Here is a 15,396-nt window from a genome sequence, read left to right on the forward strand (position 1 = left end):
GCTCATGGGGTAACATCGCATGGATAGCTGTCCATTTTCATGCAAAAATACGCTCTTGTCCTGAGGGGGACACTACTCTACGGTTAGCTTGGTAAGCGCCTTTTTCGCTGGCCCTTCAATCACTTCTCCTTGGAAGTTGTATCTGGACCCATGACATGGGCAATCCCAGGTTCGCTCCGCATCGTTCCAATCGACTTCACATCCCAAATGGGTACAAGTCGTATCGACCACGTGCAGCTCACCATTTGGTTCCCGGTAGGCACCAGCTCGTTTGCCCTTCACGCTGACGACAGAGCCCTCATCGGGCGATAGTTCTTCTGGTTGTTTATGCAGCAAATCAAACTTCCCAGCAACAAAATGCTTCGCGACGTTGGCGTTCTGCATGACAAATGTTTTGACGCTAGGATCGGCATGGAAACGATGCGGTGTGAACACTTCTTCGTAGGGGCTTTGCTCCCCCAGGATTAATTTCGTATTCAGCATCGCCGCTACCATGCTTGTCGTCATACCCCATTTGCGAAAGCCAGTTGCCATGAGAAGATGAGGCGTATCGGAGAATTGCTGACCTATGTAGGGCATTTTATCTAGTGTAATCACATCTTGCGCCGACCAACGGTACAGAATCTCCTTTAGTCCGAACGTCTCTTCCCCAAACTTCTGTAGATTCTCATAATACTGATGGGTACACAAGCCTTGCCCTGTCTTATGTCCTTCGCCGCCAATTAGCACTGCAGGTTCCCCATTTATGGTGACAGCACGCAAAGAGCGACTTGGTTGCTCCACATTGATGTACATACCCCCAGGGTATGCTTTCTCCGTACGTGCAGCGATCACATACGACTTCTCGGCATGCAGGCGAGTGAAGTAGGCGCCTTTGATATCGTTGAACGGGTAGTGGGAGGCTGTGACGACATAATCGCAGGTTACTTGGTGCCCTTGTTTTGTTTTGACCATGGATGGCTTCTCATGGGTTGCTCCGACGACTGTTGTTCCTTCAAAAATTTGACCACCAAGCTGTGTGATCTCCTGAATGAGTCGAAGCAGATAGGGAACTGGATTAAAGCGGGCCTGCGCCCTCATTCTGATTGCTGCTTTCGTCGCAAAAGGCAAAGGGTTAGATTCCAGATAATCAGCTGGGATTTGCAGTTTCCCATATGCCATATATTCGTCTTGCAGTTGATTTAAATAAGCATCATCACTCGTATACAGATAAGCATCTTCTTCGGTAAATTGACATTCGATGCCTAGCTCCTTGATCGTTTGTTTGACGAGCATCAGCGCTTCGTGGTTCGCCTCATAATAAAGGCGGGTCTTCTCTTCGCCAAAATGGGAAAGAAATTCATGATAAATAAGTCCATGCTGGACGGTAAGTTTGGCAGTGGTGTGACCTGTCGTTCCTTCGAGAATCGGACCCGCATTCAGGACGACAACTTTGACACCCTTTTTGACGAGTAAATAGGCAGTAGTGATCCCTGTAATACCTGCGCCAATGACGACTACATCAGTCTTCATATCAGTTTTTAGGCTGGGAAAATGTGGAATCTTGTCCACAGAGTCGAGCCAGTATGATTGTGGGAATTGTGGTAGAGTAACGGTAGAAGCCTCGCCGTTTTGAGTCAATTTCGGATTCTCCTTGTGTTCCAATTTCTACCTATTTTGTCCCTGTTGGGTCGATTGTATGTACTTCATTCGGCGTATTGAAGAAGAGCACCAAGGCTGATATGTACAAGAACACGTTCGGGTTCCATGCTGGGCTGCTTTGATTGATTAAATGGATTTTATACAGCTATTTTCAGGGAACTACCCTATTGAAGGCGATTAGATGGATTTTGTACAGTTAGTTTTGCTCAAATAGACCCGTTTGACGAAATCGGCTGAAATTAGCAGGAGGAAATCCAGTTATTTACCAAAAAGCAGTGATTCAGCTTGAATTAGATGCAGAAAATCCAGTTATTTTGCTTAGCAGGCCTCATGGTGCATGGGGCATGGGGCATCGGGCGCGGGCGGGGTTGGGGTTATCGACGGAAAAAAAGCCGCCATTCCAACCCAAGGTCAGAAACAGCGGCATGCTTATGTTGTACTATGCTTTACGAATTTTCCCAAGCTCTGTTGTAATCGCATCAATCTCGCTAATGCTGAAGCGATCCTTGCTCGTGACCATATCATAGAGATCCTTCAGATCCTCGTACACTTCTTGTTTCACGTTGGAGGCTTTAATGGAACCTCCAGTTGCCATGCGCAGCTTTCTCGTAATGCCTTCAAACATAAATTCAACGTTCTCTTCCGACCATATATTCAAATCCATCGTAATCATCCTTCCATCGGTGTCTTTTCATCATTTTATAGCACAGGCTGGGTAATGTAAAATGTAGTTTGTCTCAAATATGCAAAAGGAAGCAAAGACAAATTGTCTCAGCTTCCTTACTAATCCTATATAACGAATGATTTCCGTACATTCGGCCCAACCATTTTGACTAGCGGACGTTGTAATTCAGCAGAATCCACATCCAGACTAACACAGATTAGGCGAATATGCTCGTCAGCTAATTTGCGTGCTTCCTCATAGGATAGCTTAAACTGAATACAATAGGAAATAAAGCCATGTAAAGACATAAACAAATTCCACGGAAGTGTAAACTTCCGACTCTCGGCACCAGGTTGATCAGCCATGACTTCACGAATGACAATAGCGAACATATCCAAGCACTGAGCTTGTTCGGTACGCGAGTACTGTTGTAGTTCTGGCTCGTTAATCATAAACATCATTTCGTAGTGATTCGGATTGTTTAAACCAAACCAGACGAATTCCATCATTAACTTTTGAAGCAAATTCACGCTAAACCCATGCTCACGAACAATCATTTCCTTCTGACGCTGCAGAAGTAAGGCGAAATCGTCTTTAATTAGTGCATAAAATAATTCAGCTTTCTCATTAAAATGGTAATATAACGCACCATGACTGTACCCCATTGCTTTAGCAATGCTTCGCATCGTTAAAGCGCGATAGCCAAAAGTAGCGAATAATTCCCGCGCCTCTGTAAGAATTCGTTCTCTGCTAAGCTCTTGCGCGACTGCTTTCCTAGCCATTCCTATCCCTCCGCATCCTCAGCTCATATGAAATTTGGTGTGTCTGGAGCTCACCTACTCAGGCAAGCTCTCATGATCGATATACTCGTTCTCTCCTACGACAATCATGCTTTGACCTTGTGTTACATCAGTTGCCCAATTCATGAATGCTTCCGCTTCAGCAGCTAAAGGATAACAAGCAACGGTCACTTTATCCGTAAATTGAATGTCCCCTAGCAGCATCTTTTGATTTCTCAGTTCATTTTCCAGCTTGCCATACCATGTATAATCGACTTCAATCAGCACGAGCTGATGATTTACTTTATAAATCGGCCTTCCTGCTTCAATGCCTGCCACAGCCCCATCCGTATATGCACGAATGAGCCCGCCAGCGCCTAACATGATGCCACCAAAATAACGAGTAACCACGACAACGGTATTCTTGAGCCCTTGATGCTTCATCACTTCCAGAATCGGCTTCCCTGCGCTACCGCTGGGTTCTCCGTCATCGGATTGCTTCTGGATTTGATCCCGCTCACCAATGACATATGCACTGCAATTATGCGTGGCCGACCTGTGTTCTTTCTTGATCGCTTCTATGAAYTGGATTGCTTCTTCTTCTGACTCTACAGGTTTAGCATGACCGATGAAACGTGACTTCTTGATGATAATCTCAGACGAACCATACGAATGGATTGTGCGATAATGTGCTAGCATAGCCAACCTTTCTCGGTAGAAGGAAACAACTGTTTCACTATATTCTACACACAACATAAGACTTCGACAATATAGAAAGAAAATTTACCACATAAATAATGGAAAAAAAGGTGCAAAAAAACGACCTATCCGATAGGATTGATCGTTTTTAACGTGTGTTACTAGTTATTGCTGTAAACGAGCTTCAAGTTCTGCCTTTTCTTTCTCATAACCAGGCTTGCCTAATAGCGCAAACATGTTCTTTTTGTACGCTTCAACACCCGGTTGATCGAACGGATTCACACCCATCAAATAACCGCTGATGCCGCATGCTTTTTCAAAGAAGTAGACCATGTATCCGAAAGAATAAGGTGTCATATCCGGCAAAGTTACTATCAGGTTCGGTACTTGTCCGTCTGTGTGCGCAAGCATTGTGCCTTGGAAAGCCTTCTTGTTCACGAAGTCCATCGTTTTACCGCTAAGGAAGTTCAGTCCATCCAGATCATCCGCATCCGTACCGATGGTGATATGATCAGCCACTTGGTCAACTTGGATAACAGTTTCGAACAAAATCCGGCTGCCATCTTGAACGAATTGCCCCATGGAGTGAAGATCCGTTGAGAAGTCTACGGAAGCAGGGTAAATCCCTTTGTAATCCTTGCCTTCGCTCTCACCGAACAATTGCTTCCACCACTCCGAAACGAAGTGCAAGGATGGCTCATAGTTTACGAGGATCTCGATCGTTTTCCCTTTACGATACAGGGAGTTACGCACAGCTGCGTATTGGTAGGCTTGATTTTCGCTGAGCTTCGGATTGGAAAACTCTTGCTGCGCATCTGCCGCACCTTTCATGATCGCTTCAACGTCAATGCCTGCAGTTGCAATCGGAAGCAAACCAACCGCTGTTAGGACAGAGTAACGTCCACCAACATCGTCTGGAATAACGAAAGTCTCGTAACCTTCTGCTGTTGCTAGCGTTTTGAGAGCGCCTTTCTCTTGATCCGTTGTTGCGTAGATCCGTTTGCGAGCCGCTTCCTTACCGTATTTCTTCTCCAATAATTCTCGAAAAATACGGAATGCAATCGCTGGCTCAGTTGTCGTACCGGATTTGGAAATCACATTCACGGAGAAATCTTTACCTTCAAGCAATTGAAGCAAATGTGTCACATATGTCGAGGAGATATTATTTCCCACGAAATAAATCTCAGGTGTTTTACGTTTATCTTTTGGCAAAATGTTATAAAAAGAATGAGACAACATTTCAAGTGCAGCACGTGCACCTAGATAGGAACCACCAATACCGATCACGATAAGTACGTCGGAATCCGATTGAATTTGTTTTGCAGATGCTTGAATGCGAGCAAACTCTTCACGATTGTAGTTCTCAGGAAGATCCACCCAGCCTAAATAATCAGAGCCTGCGCCTGTTTTGTTATGCAGTTGATCATGTGCGAGCTCAACTTGAGCTGCCAAATAATCGACCTCATGCTGGGATAAAAAGGATAATGCCTTGCTGTAATCAAACTGTAGTTTTTTACTCAATAGGTTCGCCTCCATCTCTATTTTTTACCTTTTCCTAGCATACTTATTTGCTTGTCTAAATGCAAGTGAGTGAGCCTATATTACATGACATTCAACGATGAAAGATCACGTAAGTAGAGAGACTTTGGTCGCAGGTCAAAGATCCTACAAAGTAATTCACAGGTATTAATTCCCATGTTAAAATGAAGTTAGAGGTGAGGGACATGAAACGTATCGGCTTTATTGGACTTGGCAGCTGCAGAAGCAGGTACGCTTACGTTCATGGTCGGCGGCAGCCAAGAAGTATTCGAGGAGCAGCTAGACTTGTTCCACGTACTTGGCAGCAAAGCACTTTACCTCGGGCCGAGCGGTTCTGGTTCCTATGCGAAGCTCGCTCACAACACGATGGTCGGCATTAACCTTGCAGGACTTGCCGAAGGCTTGTCCATTGCAACAAAAGCTGGCATTGACCCCAGCCAATTCTTAGAAATCGCCCGCTCTGGCGGAGCCAATAGCAAGCAAGTCGAGCTCAAAGGCGAGAAAATTCTCGATCGCGATTTCAGCAATCAATTCTCCTTGAAGCTGATGCTGAAGGATCTGCTGCTCGCACAAGAGATTACTAGCAAATTCCAATTACCGACTCCGATGCTGCAATCGGCTACTAATCTGTTCCAAATCGGCCTTAGCAAAGGCTTAGGTGAAGAGGATCTCAGCGCTGTCATTAAGTGCTACGAGGAATGGATGGGACAGCAGGTTGTTAAGCCTAGCGAGCCTGTCGTTGAGGTAGTGAAACCGGCTTCGCCTCTCTCTGGTCGTGAACGTCGTAAGAATACACGCGTGCAGCTGGATATTAACTTAAAGCTTTCCATCTACCAATGGGAGCAAGAAGGTTCTTTCTCCGGGCAAAATATCGACGGTACGCTCTTCGATCTTTCTGAGAGCGGTTTGCAGATCACAACCAATGTGCTGTTAGCTCCCGATATGTTCGTTGTCATCCACTTCCCGCAGGAAGCTGGATTACCTCCTATCACGGGTCGCGTCATTCGCATCGTGACAGAAGGACGCAGCTTCCGCTATGGCTGTATGCTGTCAGGGTTACCGCCTTATGTGCGGATTAAGTTGGAGCAGTATATTGAAGATCATATTGCGAGTGCGGTGTAGGTACAAATTACAACGGCTGCACAGCTAGCGTATACACATTATTACATAGTTGTCGAACCTGCACATACAGTGCCATTTTTGAATAATTTGCTTATGAAGCTGGTCACATATTTACCAAATAAAGAAAATAATGTATCCTTATCTATGCGTAATCAAACATTCGTGCAACCCATTTGAATACATGACGTGTGAAGCACACCGTCTTTCCCAGCAATGGGAGAGGCGGTTTTATTTATTTTAAGAGGAGGTAACAGGAATGGCATTTCAAGTAGCGTATGATGCTTTTATTCAATTACATCGAGCGCGGAGATCGGGTGAACGGTTAAGGAGACTCGTGGAAGGACATGGTCATGCTGAGAAATTATTCCTTGAGGGACTGTGGTGGCAGGCTGTTGGGCACTTTCAGCACCTGCACCCCGAATATGAAGTCAAAGACTTTCAAGATGGCACACGATTCATCGATTTCGCATATATTCGTCCGCCTTATCGGATCAGCTTCGACATTGATGGATATGGCCCTCATGCTAGAGATATCGATCGCGGACGCTTTAGTGATAATCTCATGCGACAAAACCAGCTCGTCTTGGATGGATGGAAAATCATCCGATTCTCCTACGATGATCTCACGCAGCGAAGACGTCGCTGTCAGCAAATGATCTTGCACATGCTTGGGCGCTTGTATGGCGAAAGCGATGTGTCAAATTCCCTTGTCTATCAGGAAAAAGAAATCATGAGGCTGGCCGCAATGGGGTCAGACTCGCTAAAATCAAGTCGTGTTGCCGAACATCTCGGCATACGGCGGGAGGCGGCGGGCGTTTGGTTAAGGAGGCTCCACACGAAGGGATTACTTCGCCCAGGGAGCGGTGAGCGACGGATAAGCTCATACGTCCTTAATACGTCTGCGGAGCCGTATTTGTTTTAGTGCGCGCTGGAAACGCCATGCAGATAATGCAAGGAGCGGACGCGCAGCCGCCAGCCCGAGGGCTGGCGGGCTCTACAAGAGCGGTTGACCGCTCTAATTTCCGCGTTTCACGCGGATCTAGGCGGAATAAGAGTGGTTCACCACTCTTATTAGGCACTTTTCTCGCCAGCTCGAGCGCTGGCGAACACAAAAAAGCTCCCGCCTTCCCCGGTTTGCACCAAAGGAAGACGGAAACTATTTCACATTCGCGGATTACTCTGCGATATACGAACAAATATAGTCGCTCACAGTTTTTACTTCGAGCTTGAATTTCGTGTTCGCTGGCACGGTGAATTCACCTTGGCCATTGATCGTGATCCACTCGCTGCTGCCTGGAAGCAATACGCTCAGCTCACCAGCTTGAATTTCCATGATTTCTTTCACATCTGTTCCGAATTCATATTCACCTGGAAGCAGGATGCCAAGCGTTTTCTTCGTGCCGTCCGCGAATTGTACAGTGCGGCTCGTTACTTTTCCATCGAAATAAACATTGGCTTTCGTAAGTACAGTTACATTTTCAAAGCTGGACATGATTAATATTTCCTCCTCTAAAGTGACTACGAATAAGTGCAAGCCGAGGCTCAGACAAGCTGAGCCCCTGCAAATTTATTAACCTAACAATGCTTTCACGCGGGCTGCTACGTTCTCTGGTGAGAAGCCGTATTCTTTCAGAACCGTATCCCCAGGCGCAGATGCTCCGAATGTGGTGATACCAAGGATTGAACCTTCGTCGCCTGTGTAACGCTCCCAGCCAAGTGGGTATGCCATCTCAACAGCAAGACGCTTCTTCACGCCTGGTAAAATAACGGAATCTTTGTATTCTTTGGATTGTTTCTCGAACAATTCCAAGCTCGGTAAGCTGACAACGCGAACGTTGATGCCTTCGGCTTGCAGCAATTTTTGAGCCGCGACAGCCAGTTGAACTTCGGAACCTGTTGCCAAGATTTGTGCATCTGGTTGACCGTTAGCAGCGTCGGATACCACGTAACCGCCTTTGCTTAGGTTCGCTTTTGCACCTTCAACTGTACCTGGAAGGATCGGCAAGTTTTGACGAGTCAATACAAGCGCTACTGGACCTTTTGCTTCGGAAATCGCATAACGCCAAGCTTCAGATGTTTCATTACCGTCAGCAGGACGGATCACTGTGATGCCTGGAATAACACGAAGTGCCGGCAATTGCTCGATCGGCTCATGCGTCGGTCCATCTTCACCAACTGCGATACTGTCATGCGTTAGCACGTAGATAACCGGAAGCTGCATAAGCGCTGCTAGACGGATGGAAGCACGTAGGTAGTCTGAGAATACGAAGAAAGTTGCTCCGTACACTTTGACACCACCATGAAGTGCCATACCGTTCATTGCAGTACCCATACCGAACTCACGAACACCGAACCATACGTTGCGTCCAGCATAGTTGCTCGCGCTGTAGTTGGATTCGCCTTTGATCATTGTATTGTTAGAGCTCGCTAGATCCGCGGAACCCCCGATGAGTTGAGGTAATTTGCCTGCAACAGCGTTGATCGCATTACCAGAAGCAACACGAGTCGCCATTGGTTTGTCTTCTGTCGTGTATTTCGGAAGATCTGCATCCCAACCAGCTGGCAGTTCGCCGCTTACAGCAGCGCTGAATTGGTTACCAAGCTCTGGGTAGGCTTTGATGTAGTCATTCAAAAGATTGCTCCAAGCTTCTTCAGCTGCAGTACCTTCTTTTTGAATTTCTGCGTAGTGTGCACGTACTTCGTCCGGAACATGGAAATCCGGCTCTTCTGGCCAGCCGTACGCTTGCTTCGTCAATTTCACTTCGTCGCCGCCAAGTGGTGAACCGTGCGGTCCAACGTGTCCGCCTTTGCCACCTTTGTTCGGGGAACCGAAACCGATTGTCGTTTTCACTTCAATCAACGTAGGACGCGTTGTATCAGCTTTCGCTTCTGCAATCGCTTTGGAGATCGCAGCAAGGTCATTTTGCTCTTCTACGCGCAATACTTGCCAGCCGTAAGCTTCGAAACGTGCTTGCACGTTTTCAGAGAACGCCATATTCAATTCGCCATCAAGCGAAATATCATTGGAATCGTACATCATGATCAATTTGCCCAATTTCAAGTGAGCTGCAAGGGAAACCGCTTCAGAAGAAACACCCTCCATCATATCGCCATCTCCGCAAATCGCGTACGTGTAGTGATCGATTACTGGGAAGTTCTCTTTGTTGTAAGTCTCTCTCAAGTGAGCTTCTGCCATCGCCATACCCACTGCCATACCTACACCTTGTCCAAGTGGACCTGTTGTAGCGTCAACACCTGCTGTGTGACCGTACTCTGGGTGACCAGGGGTTTTGCTTCCCCATTGACGGAAGTTCTTGATCTCTTCCATTGGAAGATCATATCCACATAAGTGCAACAAACTGTATAAAAGCATGGAGCCGTGTCCTGCAGACAGTACAAAACGGTCACGGTTTACCCATTTTGGATTTGAAGGATTGTGTTTCATATGCTGCTTCCACAGCACGTAAGCCATTGGAGCAGCGCCCATTACCATACCTGGGTGGCCTGATTTAGCTTTCTCAACCGCGTCGATACCGAGTGTACGGATCGTGTCGACGGCTAATTGTTCAATTGTCTTATTTGTTGCAGTCATTCGAGTATTCCCTCCAATATTTCTGTATTATCGTCAGTCATCAACTTGTACATACAAGTGACAATTCTCGCTTGCATTATTGTACCATTTGCTTTAAGGCTTTGCCACAATAACCCGTTAAAATGTTATACTTCTCGCCTATATGTAAATAGGTTGTACCCATAAACGGATACAACCTGCCTTATACTAATTAAACACAACCGTCTTGTTATTATGCACAATAATCCGATCTTCTACGTGCCAAGCTACCGCTCTCGCAAGTACGATCCGTTCAATATGGCGACCGATTCTTTTCAAATCCTCGACATTATCCCGGTGACTAACGCGCTGAACATCCTGCTCAATAATAGGTCCGCCGTCCAATTCATCTGTCACATAGTGCGCCGTAGCGCCAATAATCTTCACCCCGCGGTTATGCGCTTGGGCATAAGGCTTTCCACCTATGAACGCAGGTAGGAAGGAGTGGTGGATATTGATGATGCGATTCGCATAATGTGTGATGAAGGATGGTGAAACAATCTGCATATAGCGAGCAAGCACAATGGCATCGACGCCATCGCCAATCACTTCTAGCTGGCGCTGCTCCGCCTCCGCTTTGGTAGCCGCGGTAACGGGGATGTGATGAAAAGGAATCCCGAACGGCTCTACCAGTGATCTCATGTCATCGTGATTAGAGATCACCATCGCAATGTCCGCGTTGAGATCCCCTGCACGCCAATGCCATAATAGCTCCAGCAACGCATGGTCTTCCTTCGATACGAAAATCGCAATCCGCTTCTTCTGACTTGCTAGGGAAAGGCTCCAGTCCATCGAGAACTTCTCAGCAACGATTGAGAAATCACTTCTTAGCTTCTCAACTCGACTCGCTAATTCCGCTAAATCGAACTCAATCCGGATGAAAAACATGCCGCCCTCTGGATCCATCGTGTACTGATCAGATTGCACAATATTCGCACCATATTCAAATAAAAATTGCGATACGGCTGCAACAATTCCCGGCTGATCCGGGCAAGAAATTAGCATTCTTGCTCTATTCATCAATTCGATCTCCCGGCGAATTGAGCTATTCGTGGTTCCCGCTTCCATGTATATCCCCCTAGTAATATCGGACTGAGTGAAGGCTAAGCCTTCTTCAAGATGTCATTTCCAGCAAGCCAGACAATCAAACGTTGATTAATTTGTTCTTCGCTAAGATCAGCGAAAAGTTGTTCCTCGTGAAGAATATCGTACAAGCGTTCCAATGGCTCGCGTCCGTCCGCTTTCTTCGCTTTGGCATCGTTTTTGAGCAGTTCCCATGTCTTGAGAACGAAATCACGGTAGTGAACGTCTTTTTTCGTTAGCAAAAAGTCAATTCGCTCCACATGATCTAGGAACTCGCCGCCAAAACGTCCACTTAGCTTATTAGTAAGCAATGCAATTTCCACTTCATACATCGGACGCTGTGTTTTGTCTTCTTTTCCAATCCAAGGCGTCTCAAGAATCATCGGCAAATGCTGCAGCTTCTCATGATTCGCGATGTTGTTCATCGCCTCAAAACCAATCCAACCTGAACCGAGCGGCGCATGACGGTCTTTGCTTGCTCCCCGCGGGTTTTTGCTGTCATTCAAGTGGATAACGCCTAACTTTTCCAAACCAATCGTACGATCGAAATGATGCAAAACCCCGTCCAAATCATTCACAATATCATACCCGGCATCATGAATGTGACAAGTGTCCATACAAACTGTCAGTTTGTTGTTGAACTCTACGCGCTCCATAATTTCCGCGATTTCTTCAAAGCTGCGGCCGATCTCTGTCCCCTTGCCAGCCATGGTCTCCAAAGCAATGTTAACATTCGTATCTTTGACGCCAGCAAGTACTTCATTCAAACCATCTGCAATTCTGGCAATCCCATAGTCGGCATCCTTGTCCGTATAAGCACCTGGATGAAGTACAATATTACGTACCCCGATATAATCCGTCCGGCGGATCTCTTCTTGAAGGAAACGAACTGCGAGTTCAAACGTATCTTCCTTATAAGAGCCCAAATTGATAATGTATGGCGCATGAACAACGATTTCATTCATCGCATGCTTGTCCATCAAAGCTTTGCCTTCTTCAATATACTGTTCTTCGATCGGTTTACGGCGCGTATTCTGCGGTGCGCCCGTGTATATCATAAACGTAGATGATCCATAGGAAACGGCTTCTTCTGCTGCATTAAGCAAGCCTTTATCTGAGAACGAAACGTGTGATCCAATTTTAGGCATGGTCATAACTCCTTTATTAGTAGCTGCTACCTTCCTATTTTACTCGTATTGTCGCAAGAAATCTAGAAATAAGGTATAATTCTTACTATCTATTTGAAGCAAATTAGTGAGGTGACAAATAAATGGCGAATGATTTTTTCATGTGGTTCATCATTTTCTGGGTATGCGTGCTGCTATTCTTCATGTCGGTAGGCGGATATTTCATGTTTCGCAAGTTTCTCAAGGTACTTCCGAAAGAGGATGGCAAATCGAAGCTCGATTGGCAGAATCATTACGTGGACAACTCACGGCATCTCTGGACAGCGGATTCCAAGACATTTCTAGACCAGTTAGTTTCACCTGTACCGACAGCCTTCCGTGATATTGCCAAGCATTCGATTGCCGCGCGAATTGGACAAGTTGCTTTAGAGGCTAATGCGGTAGAAGTGACGAGGGAGCACTGCATTGAGGGATATATATTAGCAACGCCGAAGCGCGATTATCGAAGTTTGACGAGCTTTCTGGAGAAGCAGCAGATTGATTATAGTGCGTATAAGCATTTGTTGAGTTGATATGGAGCGCCCCCAGTAACTTCTGTTGCTGGCGGGCGTTTTTTCATTTTATTATGAAAAAGCTTTTATTTTCAGAAAAAGACTGTTTTACCCGCTGTTACACTGTTTGGTCTTTCTTATTTCGAATCAATTGATGGATTCTGTGAGTCAGCCAGATCCAATAATATCCCCACTATCGAGGCTTTGAGTAGACGAGCGATCAGAATACCTGTCACAAAATAAACAAAGACATGCGCACTTTTCCGGATGAAAAATCAATAACGCCATTCTTCGGATACGTATTGTATCGTTTCAATTCCACAAATACAAGTACGAATAAACCACACCCTCTTTTGTTAAAAGAAGATTTGGCTTATGGGTTGTTGCAGCTACTGTTCGCGAATACAAAGCTAATCCCGCCTTATTCATTACATTCAACTTTCAGCTACGGTAATTCCTTCAAAGCTATGCATAATAATATGATGAATCGTATCACATTTCAAGCAATGTGCGAGCGGAATTGTAGTTTGATAATACCCTGTCTTAAAAATTTTCTTCGCATGACTCTTGTCCATTGTTACCTGACATTCGACACAAAATACTTTTTCAAAATTCACCATTTTCACTACCCCTTATCCATGACTACATGTCGTATCATTTGATAATATGTATATATGACTATTATCATATATACAACATGTATCAAATCAAGAGGTTTCAGTTACTTAGATAGCTATCCTAGGGGCTGTCCCCTCAATTGAAATTTTCCACTTTCTGGATAGTCATCCATTCATGTTTTTCTAAAAAACTGAATACTCCCTTTTTCTCTTTTGCCAATTTATCATATTTTCCGACCTGAATAATTTTACCTTCTTCCATAACAATAACTTCATCCGCGTCCCTAATAGTCGATAAGCGATGGGCAATTACGATAATTGTCATTTTCCCCTTTAACTGTTCTAGGACTTCTTGAATCTTGGCTTCATTCTCATTATCTAACGCGCTAGTGGCTTCATCCAAAATCAAAATCGAAGGTTTCTTCAGCATCGCTCGAGCGAGGATAAGCCTCTGTCTTTCTCCACCTGAGAGTCTGACTCCTCGATCACCAATGAGCGTATCAAGACCCTGTGGTAGTCTCCTTACAAAGTCAGCAGCGGATGAGAATTCTAATGCTTCCCACAATTGTTCCTCTTGAGCATGCGGTTTAACCATGAGCAGATTGTCTCTTATACTCGTATTAAACAGGAAAGGATCCTGAGAAACATAGCCTAAAGACTCTCTTAGCGATACTATGATATCATCTGATAGCGGGATGCCATCAATCATGACATGTCCACTCTCTGGTTTCAGCAATCCCATTATTACATCTACTAAGGTACTTTTTCCGGCACCAGAGTGACCCACAATGGCTGTCATGCGATTAGATGGGATATGCAAATTAACTTTTTGAAGAGCATACGCAGGTTGCCCCAAATCATAGCGGAAGCAAACATTCTCAAGGTTAATCCCTTGTTTCATATTCATCCTCTGCTCTTTGAGTTCATGATCCATGCCCTCTTTAAATTCTCTCCCAACCACACATTGTTCATGTAGCGCTACCAACGCTTTAAAAGATGGCATCACCACTGCGATTTGCTCCATACTTGACTGAATGCCAATAAATCTAGGCCATAGCCTAGAGAAAATGATAATAATCAACAACAACTGTTCAGGCTGAGAACGAAATAAGTTCACAGAAAAATATATAAAAAACGCCATTAATACAGCCGATGAAGCTTTATAAAGTATACTCGATCCTGCCTTTAACTTGGTATATGCCACTTGTTCATTCTGCATCCGTTCGGTCAGAGCAACATACCAATTCATTCTCGCTTTTTCTAATCGATTGCTCTTAATATCTTTAATTCCATTGATTTGGTCTGTTACACCCGCAAGATAGCTTTGTCCTAACTCAAGTGTCGAATTACCAAACTTTAGCGATCTTTTAAGAAACTTACGGGATACGAAGATCAGTACTAATCCGCTGACTAAAACAAAAACGGTAATCTTAGGTGAGAGCCAAAAAGCAAGGCTTACTTGAGCTAACGTAAAAATAACGGATGCAATAAATTGCAAAAAAGTATTTGTTCCAGCACTAACACGAGCAAGTTCTGAAGTTAACAAGTTTATTAAATCAGATTTTCTACTTTTCATGAAAAAATCCCAGTTAGCTTGAAGTATGGAACCATAGGTCTCTAACCGTAAATGTCTAGTAAAGCCCTGCTGAATTTTTACGTTACGAATCGATAGTTTATTTTGAAATACGGATTGCCCGATCACTAATAAGAGATAAATCCCTAAGATTAGGGGTAATTCAAGTAAAGCGGGAACCTTATGAAATATCTCAAGCCAATGCGAAAGGGGAATCCCTGTTACATCTAACTTTATAATACCGCTTGCAGTTATCATTGGAATCAAAAACAAAATTCCGATTCCCTCAAGCAGACTAATGAAAATCATTGCAAGGATATTGATATATAATATTTTCCCTGATAGAGCGTGTAATTTTTTCACAAAAAATAGCATATCCTTCATAATTTTG

Annotated in this window: 14 protein-coding genes; 3 read left to right on the plus strand and 11 right to left on the minus strand. The window is 44.8% G+C overall.

Going from position 1 to position 15,396, the window contains the following annotated elements; translation table 11 throughout:
* Positions 1–72: 72 nt before the first annotated feature.
* The 5 genes from AC1DVJ_RS00865 to AC1DVJ_RS00885 form a co-directional block, all read right to left on the minus strand.
* The gene (locus AC1DVJ_RS00865) at positions 73–1,512 is read right to left on the minus strand and encodes an FAD-dependent oxidoreductase (protein ID WP_477587654.1); all 1,440 of its coding nucleotides are present in this window, start codon (positions 1,510–1,512) and stop codon (positions 73–75) included.
* 568 nt (positions 1,513–2,080) lie between these two features.
* The gene (locus AC1DVJ_RS00870) at positions 2,081–2,305 is read right to left on the minus strand and encodes a DUF1128 domain-containing protein (protein WP_477587655.1); all 225 of its coding nucleotides are present in this window, start codon (positions 2,303–2,305) and stop codon (positions 2,081–2,083) included.
* A 125-nt stretch (positions 2,306–2,430) separates the two neighbouring features.
* Positions 2,431–3,087 carry a TetR/AcrR family transcriptional regulator gene (locus tag AC1DVJ_RS00875; protein ID WP_477587656.1) on the minus strand — a complete coding sequence of 219 codons (657 nt, stop codon included), beginning with the start codon at positions 3,085–3,087 and terminating at the stop codon, positions 2,431–2,433.
* A gap of 54 nt (positions 3,088–3,141) precedes the next feature.
* Entirely contained in the window at positions 3,142–3,783 is a 642-nt protein-coding gene (locus AC1DVJ_RS00880) for a YigZ family protein (protein ID WP_477587657.1), read from the minus strand.
* A gap of 165 nt (positions 3,784–3,948) precedes the next feature.
* On the minus strand, positions 3,949–5,304 hold the full coding sequence (locus tag AC1DVJ_RS00885; protein ID WP_477587658.1) for a glucose-6-phosphate isomerase: 1,356 nt from the start codon (positions 5,302–5,304) through the stop codon (positions 3,949–3,951).
* 222 nt (positions 5,305–5,526) lie between these two features.
* Here AC1DVJ_RS00885 and AC1DVJ_RS00890 point away from each other — a divergent pair, with 222 nt between their 5' ends.
* Together AC1DVJ_RS00890 and AC1DVJ_RS00895 are read left to right on the plus strand one after the other, a co-directional pair.
* A complete protein-coding gene (locus tag AC1DVJ_RS00890; protein WP_477587659.1) occupies positions 5,527–6,444 on the plus strand; it encodes an NAD-binding protein in 918 nt (305 codons plus the stop codon).
* Between the two features lie 256 nt (positions 6,445–6,700).
* Positions 6,701–7,366 (plus strand): DNA-binding response regulator, encoded by a 666-nt coding sequence (locus AC1DVJ_RS00895; protein WP_477587660.1) that lies wholly within the window; start codon positions 6,701–6,703, stop codon positions 7,364–7,366.
* Positions 7,367–7,618: 252 nt separating this feature from the next.
* Here AC1DVJ_RS00895 and ppnP read toward each other — a convergent pair whose 3' ends face one another.
* From ppnP to AC1DVJ_RS00915, 4 genes are all read right to left on the minus strand, one after another.
* Positions 7,619–7,936, minus strand: coding sequence for a pyrimidine/purine nucleoside phosphorylase (ppnP, locus tag AC1DVJ_RS00900; protein ID WP_477587661.1), 318 nt, complete (start codon positions 7,934–7,936; stop codon positions 7,619–7,621).
* Positions 7,937–8,014: 78 nt separating this feature from the next.
* Positions 8,015–10,036, minus strand: coding sequence for a transketolase (tkt, locus tag AC1DVJ_RS00905; RefSeq protein ID WP_477587662.1), 2,022 nt, complete (start codon positions 10,034–10,036; stop codon positions 8,015–8,017).
* Positions 10,037–10,222: 186 nt separating this feature from the next.
* The gene (purU, locus tag AC1DVJ_RS00910; protein ID WP_477587663.1) at positions 10,223–11,122 is read right to left on the minus strand and encodes a formyltetrahydrofolate deformylase; all 900 of its coding nucleotides are present in this window, start codon (positions 11,120–11,122) and stop codon (positions 10,223–10,225) included.
* 35 nt (positions 11,123–11,157) lie between these two features.
* Positions 11,158–12,285 carry a deoxyribonuclease IV gene (locus AC1DVJ_RS00915; protein ID WP_477587664.1) on the minus strand — a complete coding sequence of 376 codons (1,128 nt, stop codon included), beginning with the start codon at positions 12,283–12,285 and terminating at the stop codon, positions 11,158–11,160.
* A 122-nt stretch (positions 12,286–12,407) separates the two neighbouring features.
* On the opposite strand from AC1DVJ_RS00915, the gene AC1DVJ_RS00920 reads away from it, so the two are divergent.
* Complete coding sequence (locus AC1DVJ_RS00920) at positions 12,408–12,836, plus strand: DUF2621 domain-containing protein (protein ID WP_477587665.1); 429 nt, start codon at positions 12,408–12,410, stop codon at positions 12,834–12,836.
* Between the two features lie 413 nt (positions 12,837–13,249).
* Here AC1DVJ_RS00920 and AC1DVJ_RS00925 read toward each other — a convergent pair whose 3' ends face one another.
* The gene (locus AC1DVJ_RS00925) at positions 13,250–13,435 is read right to left on the minus strand and encodes a hypothetical protein (protein ID WP_477587666.1); all 186 of its coding nucleotides are present in this window, start codon (positions 13,433–13,435) and stop codon (positions 13,250–13,252) included.
* A gap of 133 nt (positions 13,436–13,568) precedes the next feature.
* Positions 13,569–15,389: an ABC transporter ATP-binding protein gene (locus AC1DVJ_RS00930; RefSeq protein WP_477587667.1), complete on the minus strand. Its 1,821-nt coding sequence runs from the start codon at positions 15,387–15,389 to the stop codon at positions 13,569–13,571.
* Positions 15,390–15,396 lie beyond the last annotated feature (7 nt).

It is taken from the genome of Paenibacillus sp. P4_A9 (assembly GCF_056402415.1).

Bases quoted from the DNA above. Each gene is read 5' to 3' on its own strand.
- AC1DVJ_RS00870 (WP_477587655.1), bottom strand. From the start codon at position 2,305: ATGGATTTGAATATATGGTCGGAAGAGAACGTTGAATTTATGTTTGAA.
- AC1DVJ_RS00920 (WP_477587665.1), top strand. From the start codon at position 12,408: ATGGCGAATGATTTTTTCATGTGGTTCATCATTTTCTGGGTATGCGTG.
- AC1DVJ_RS00925 (WP_477587666.1), bottom strand. From the start codon at position 13,435: ATGGTGAATTTTGAAAAAGTATTTTGTGTCGAATGTCAGGTAACAATG.
- AC1DVJ_RS00895 (WP_477587660.1), top strand. From the start codon at position 6,701: ATGGCATTTCAAGTAGCGTATGATGCTTTTATTCAATTACATCGAGCG.
- purU (WP_477587663.1), bottom strand. From the start codon at position 11,122: ATGGAAGCGGGAACCACGAATAGCTCAATTCGCCGGGAGATCGAATTG.
- AC1DVJ_RS00865 (WP_477587654.1), bottom strand. From the start codon at position 1,512: ATGAAGACTGATGTAGTCGTCATTGGCGCAGGTATTACAGGGATCACT.
- ppnP (WP_477587661.1), bottom strand. From the start codon at position 7,936: ATGTCCAGCTTTGAAAATGTAACTGTACTTACGAAAGCCAATGTTTAT.
- AC1DVJ_RS00930 (WP_477587667.1), bottom strand. From the start codon at position 15,389: ATGAAGGATATGCTATTTTTTGTGAAAAAATTACACGCTCTATCAGGG.
- tkt (WP_477587662.1), bottom strand. From the start codon at position 10,036: ATGACTGCAACAAATAAGACAATTGAACAATTAGCCGTCGACACGATC.
- AC1DVJ_RS00875 (WP_477587656.1), bottom strand. From the start codon at position 3,087: ATGGCTAGGAAAGCAGTCGCGCAAGAGCTTAGCAGAGAACGAATTCTT.
- AC1DVJ_RS00915 (WP_477587664.1), bottom strand. From the start codon at position 12,285: ATGCCTAAAATTGGATCACACGTTTCGTTCTCAGATAAAGGCTTGCTT.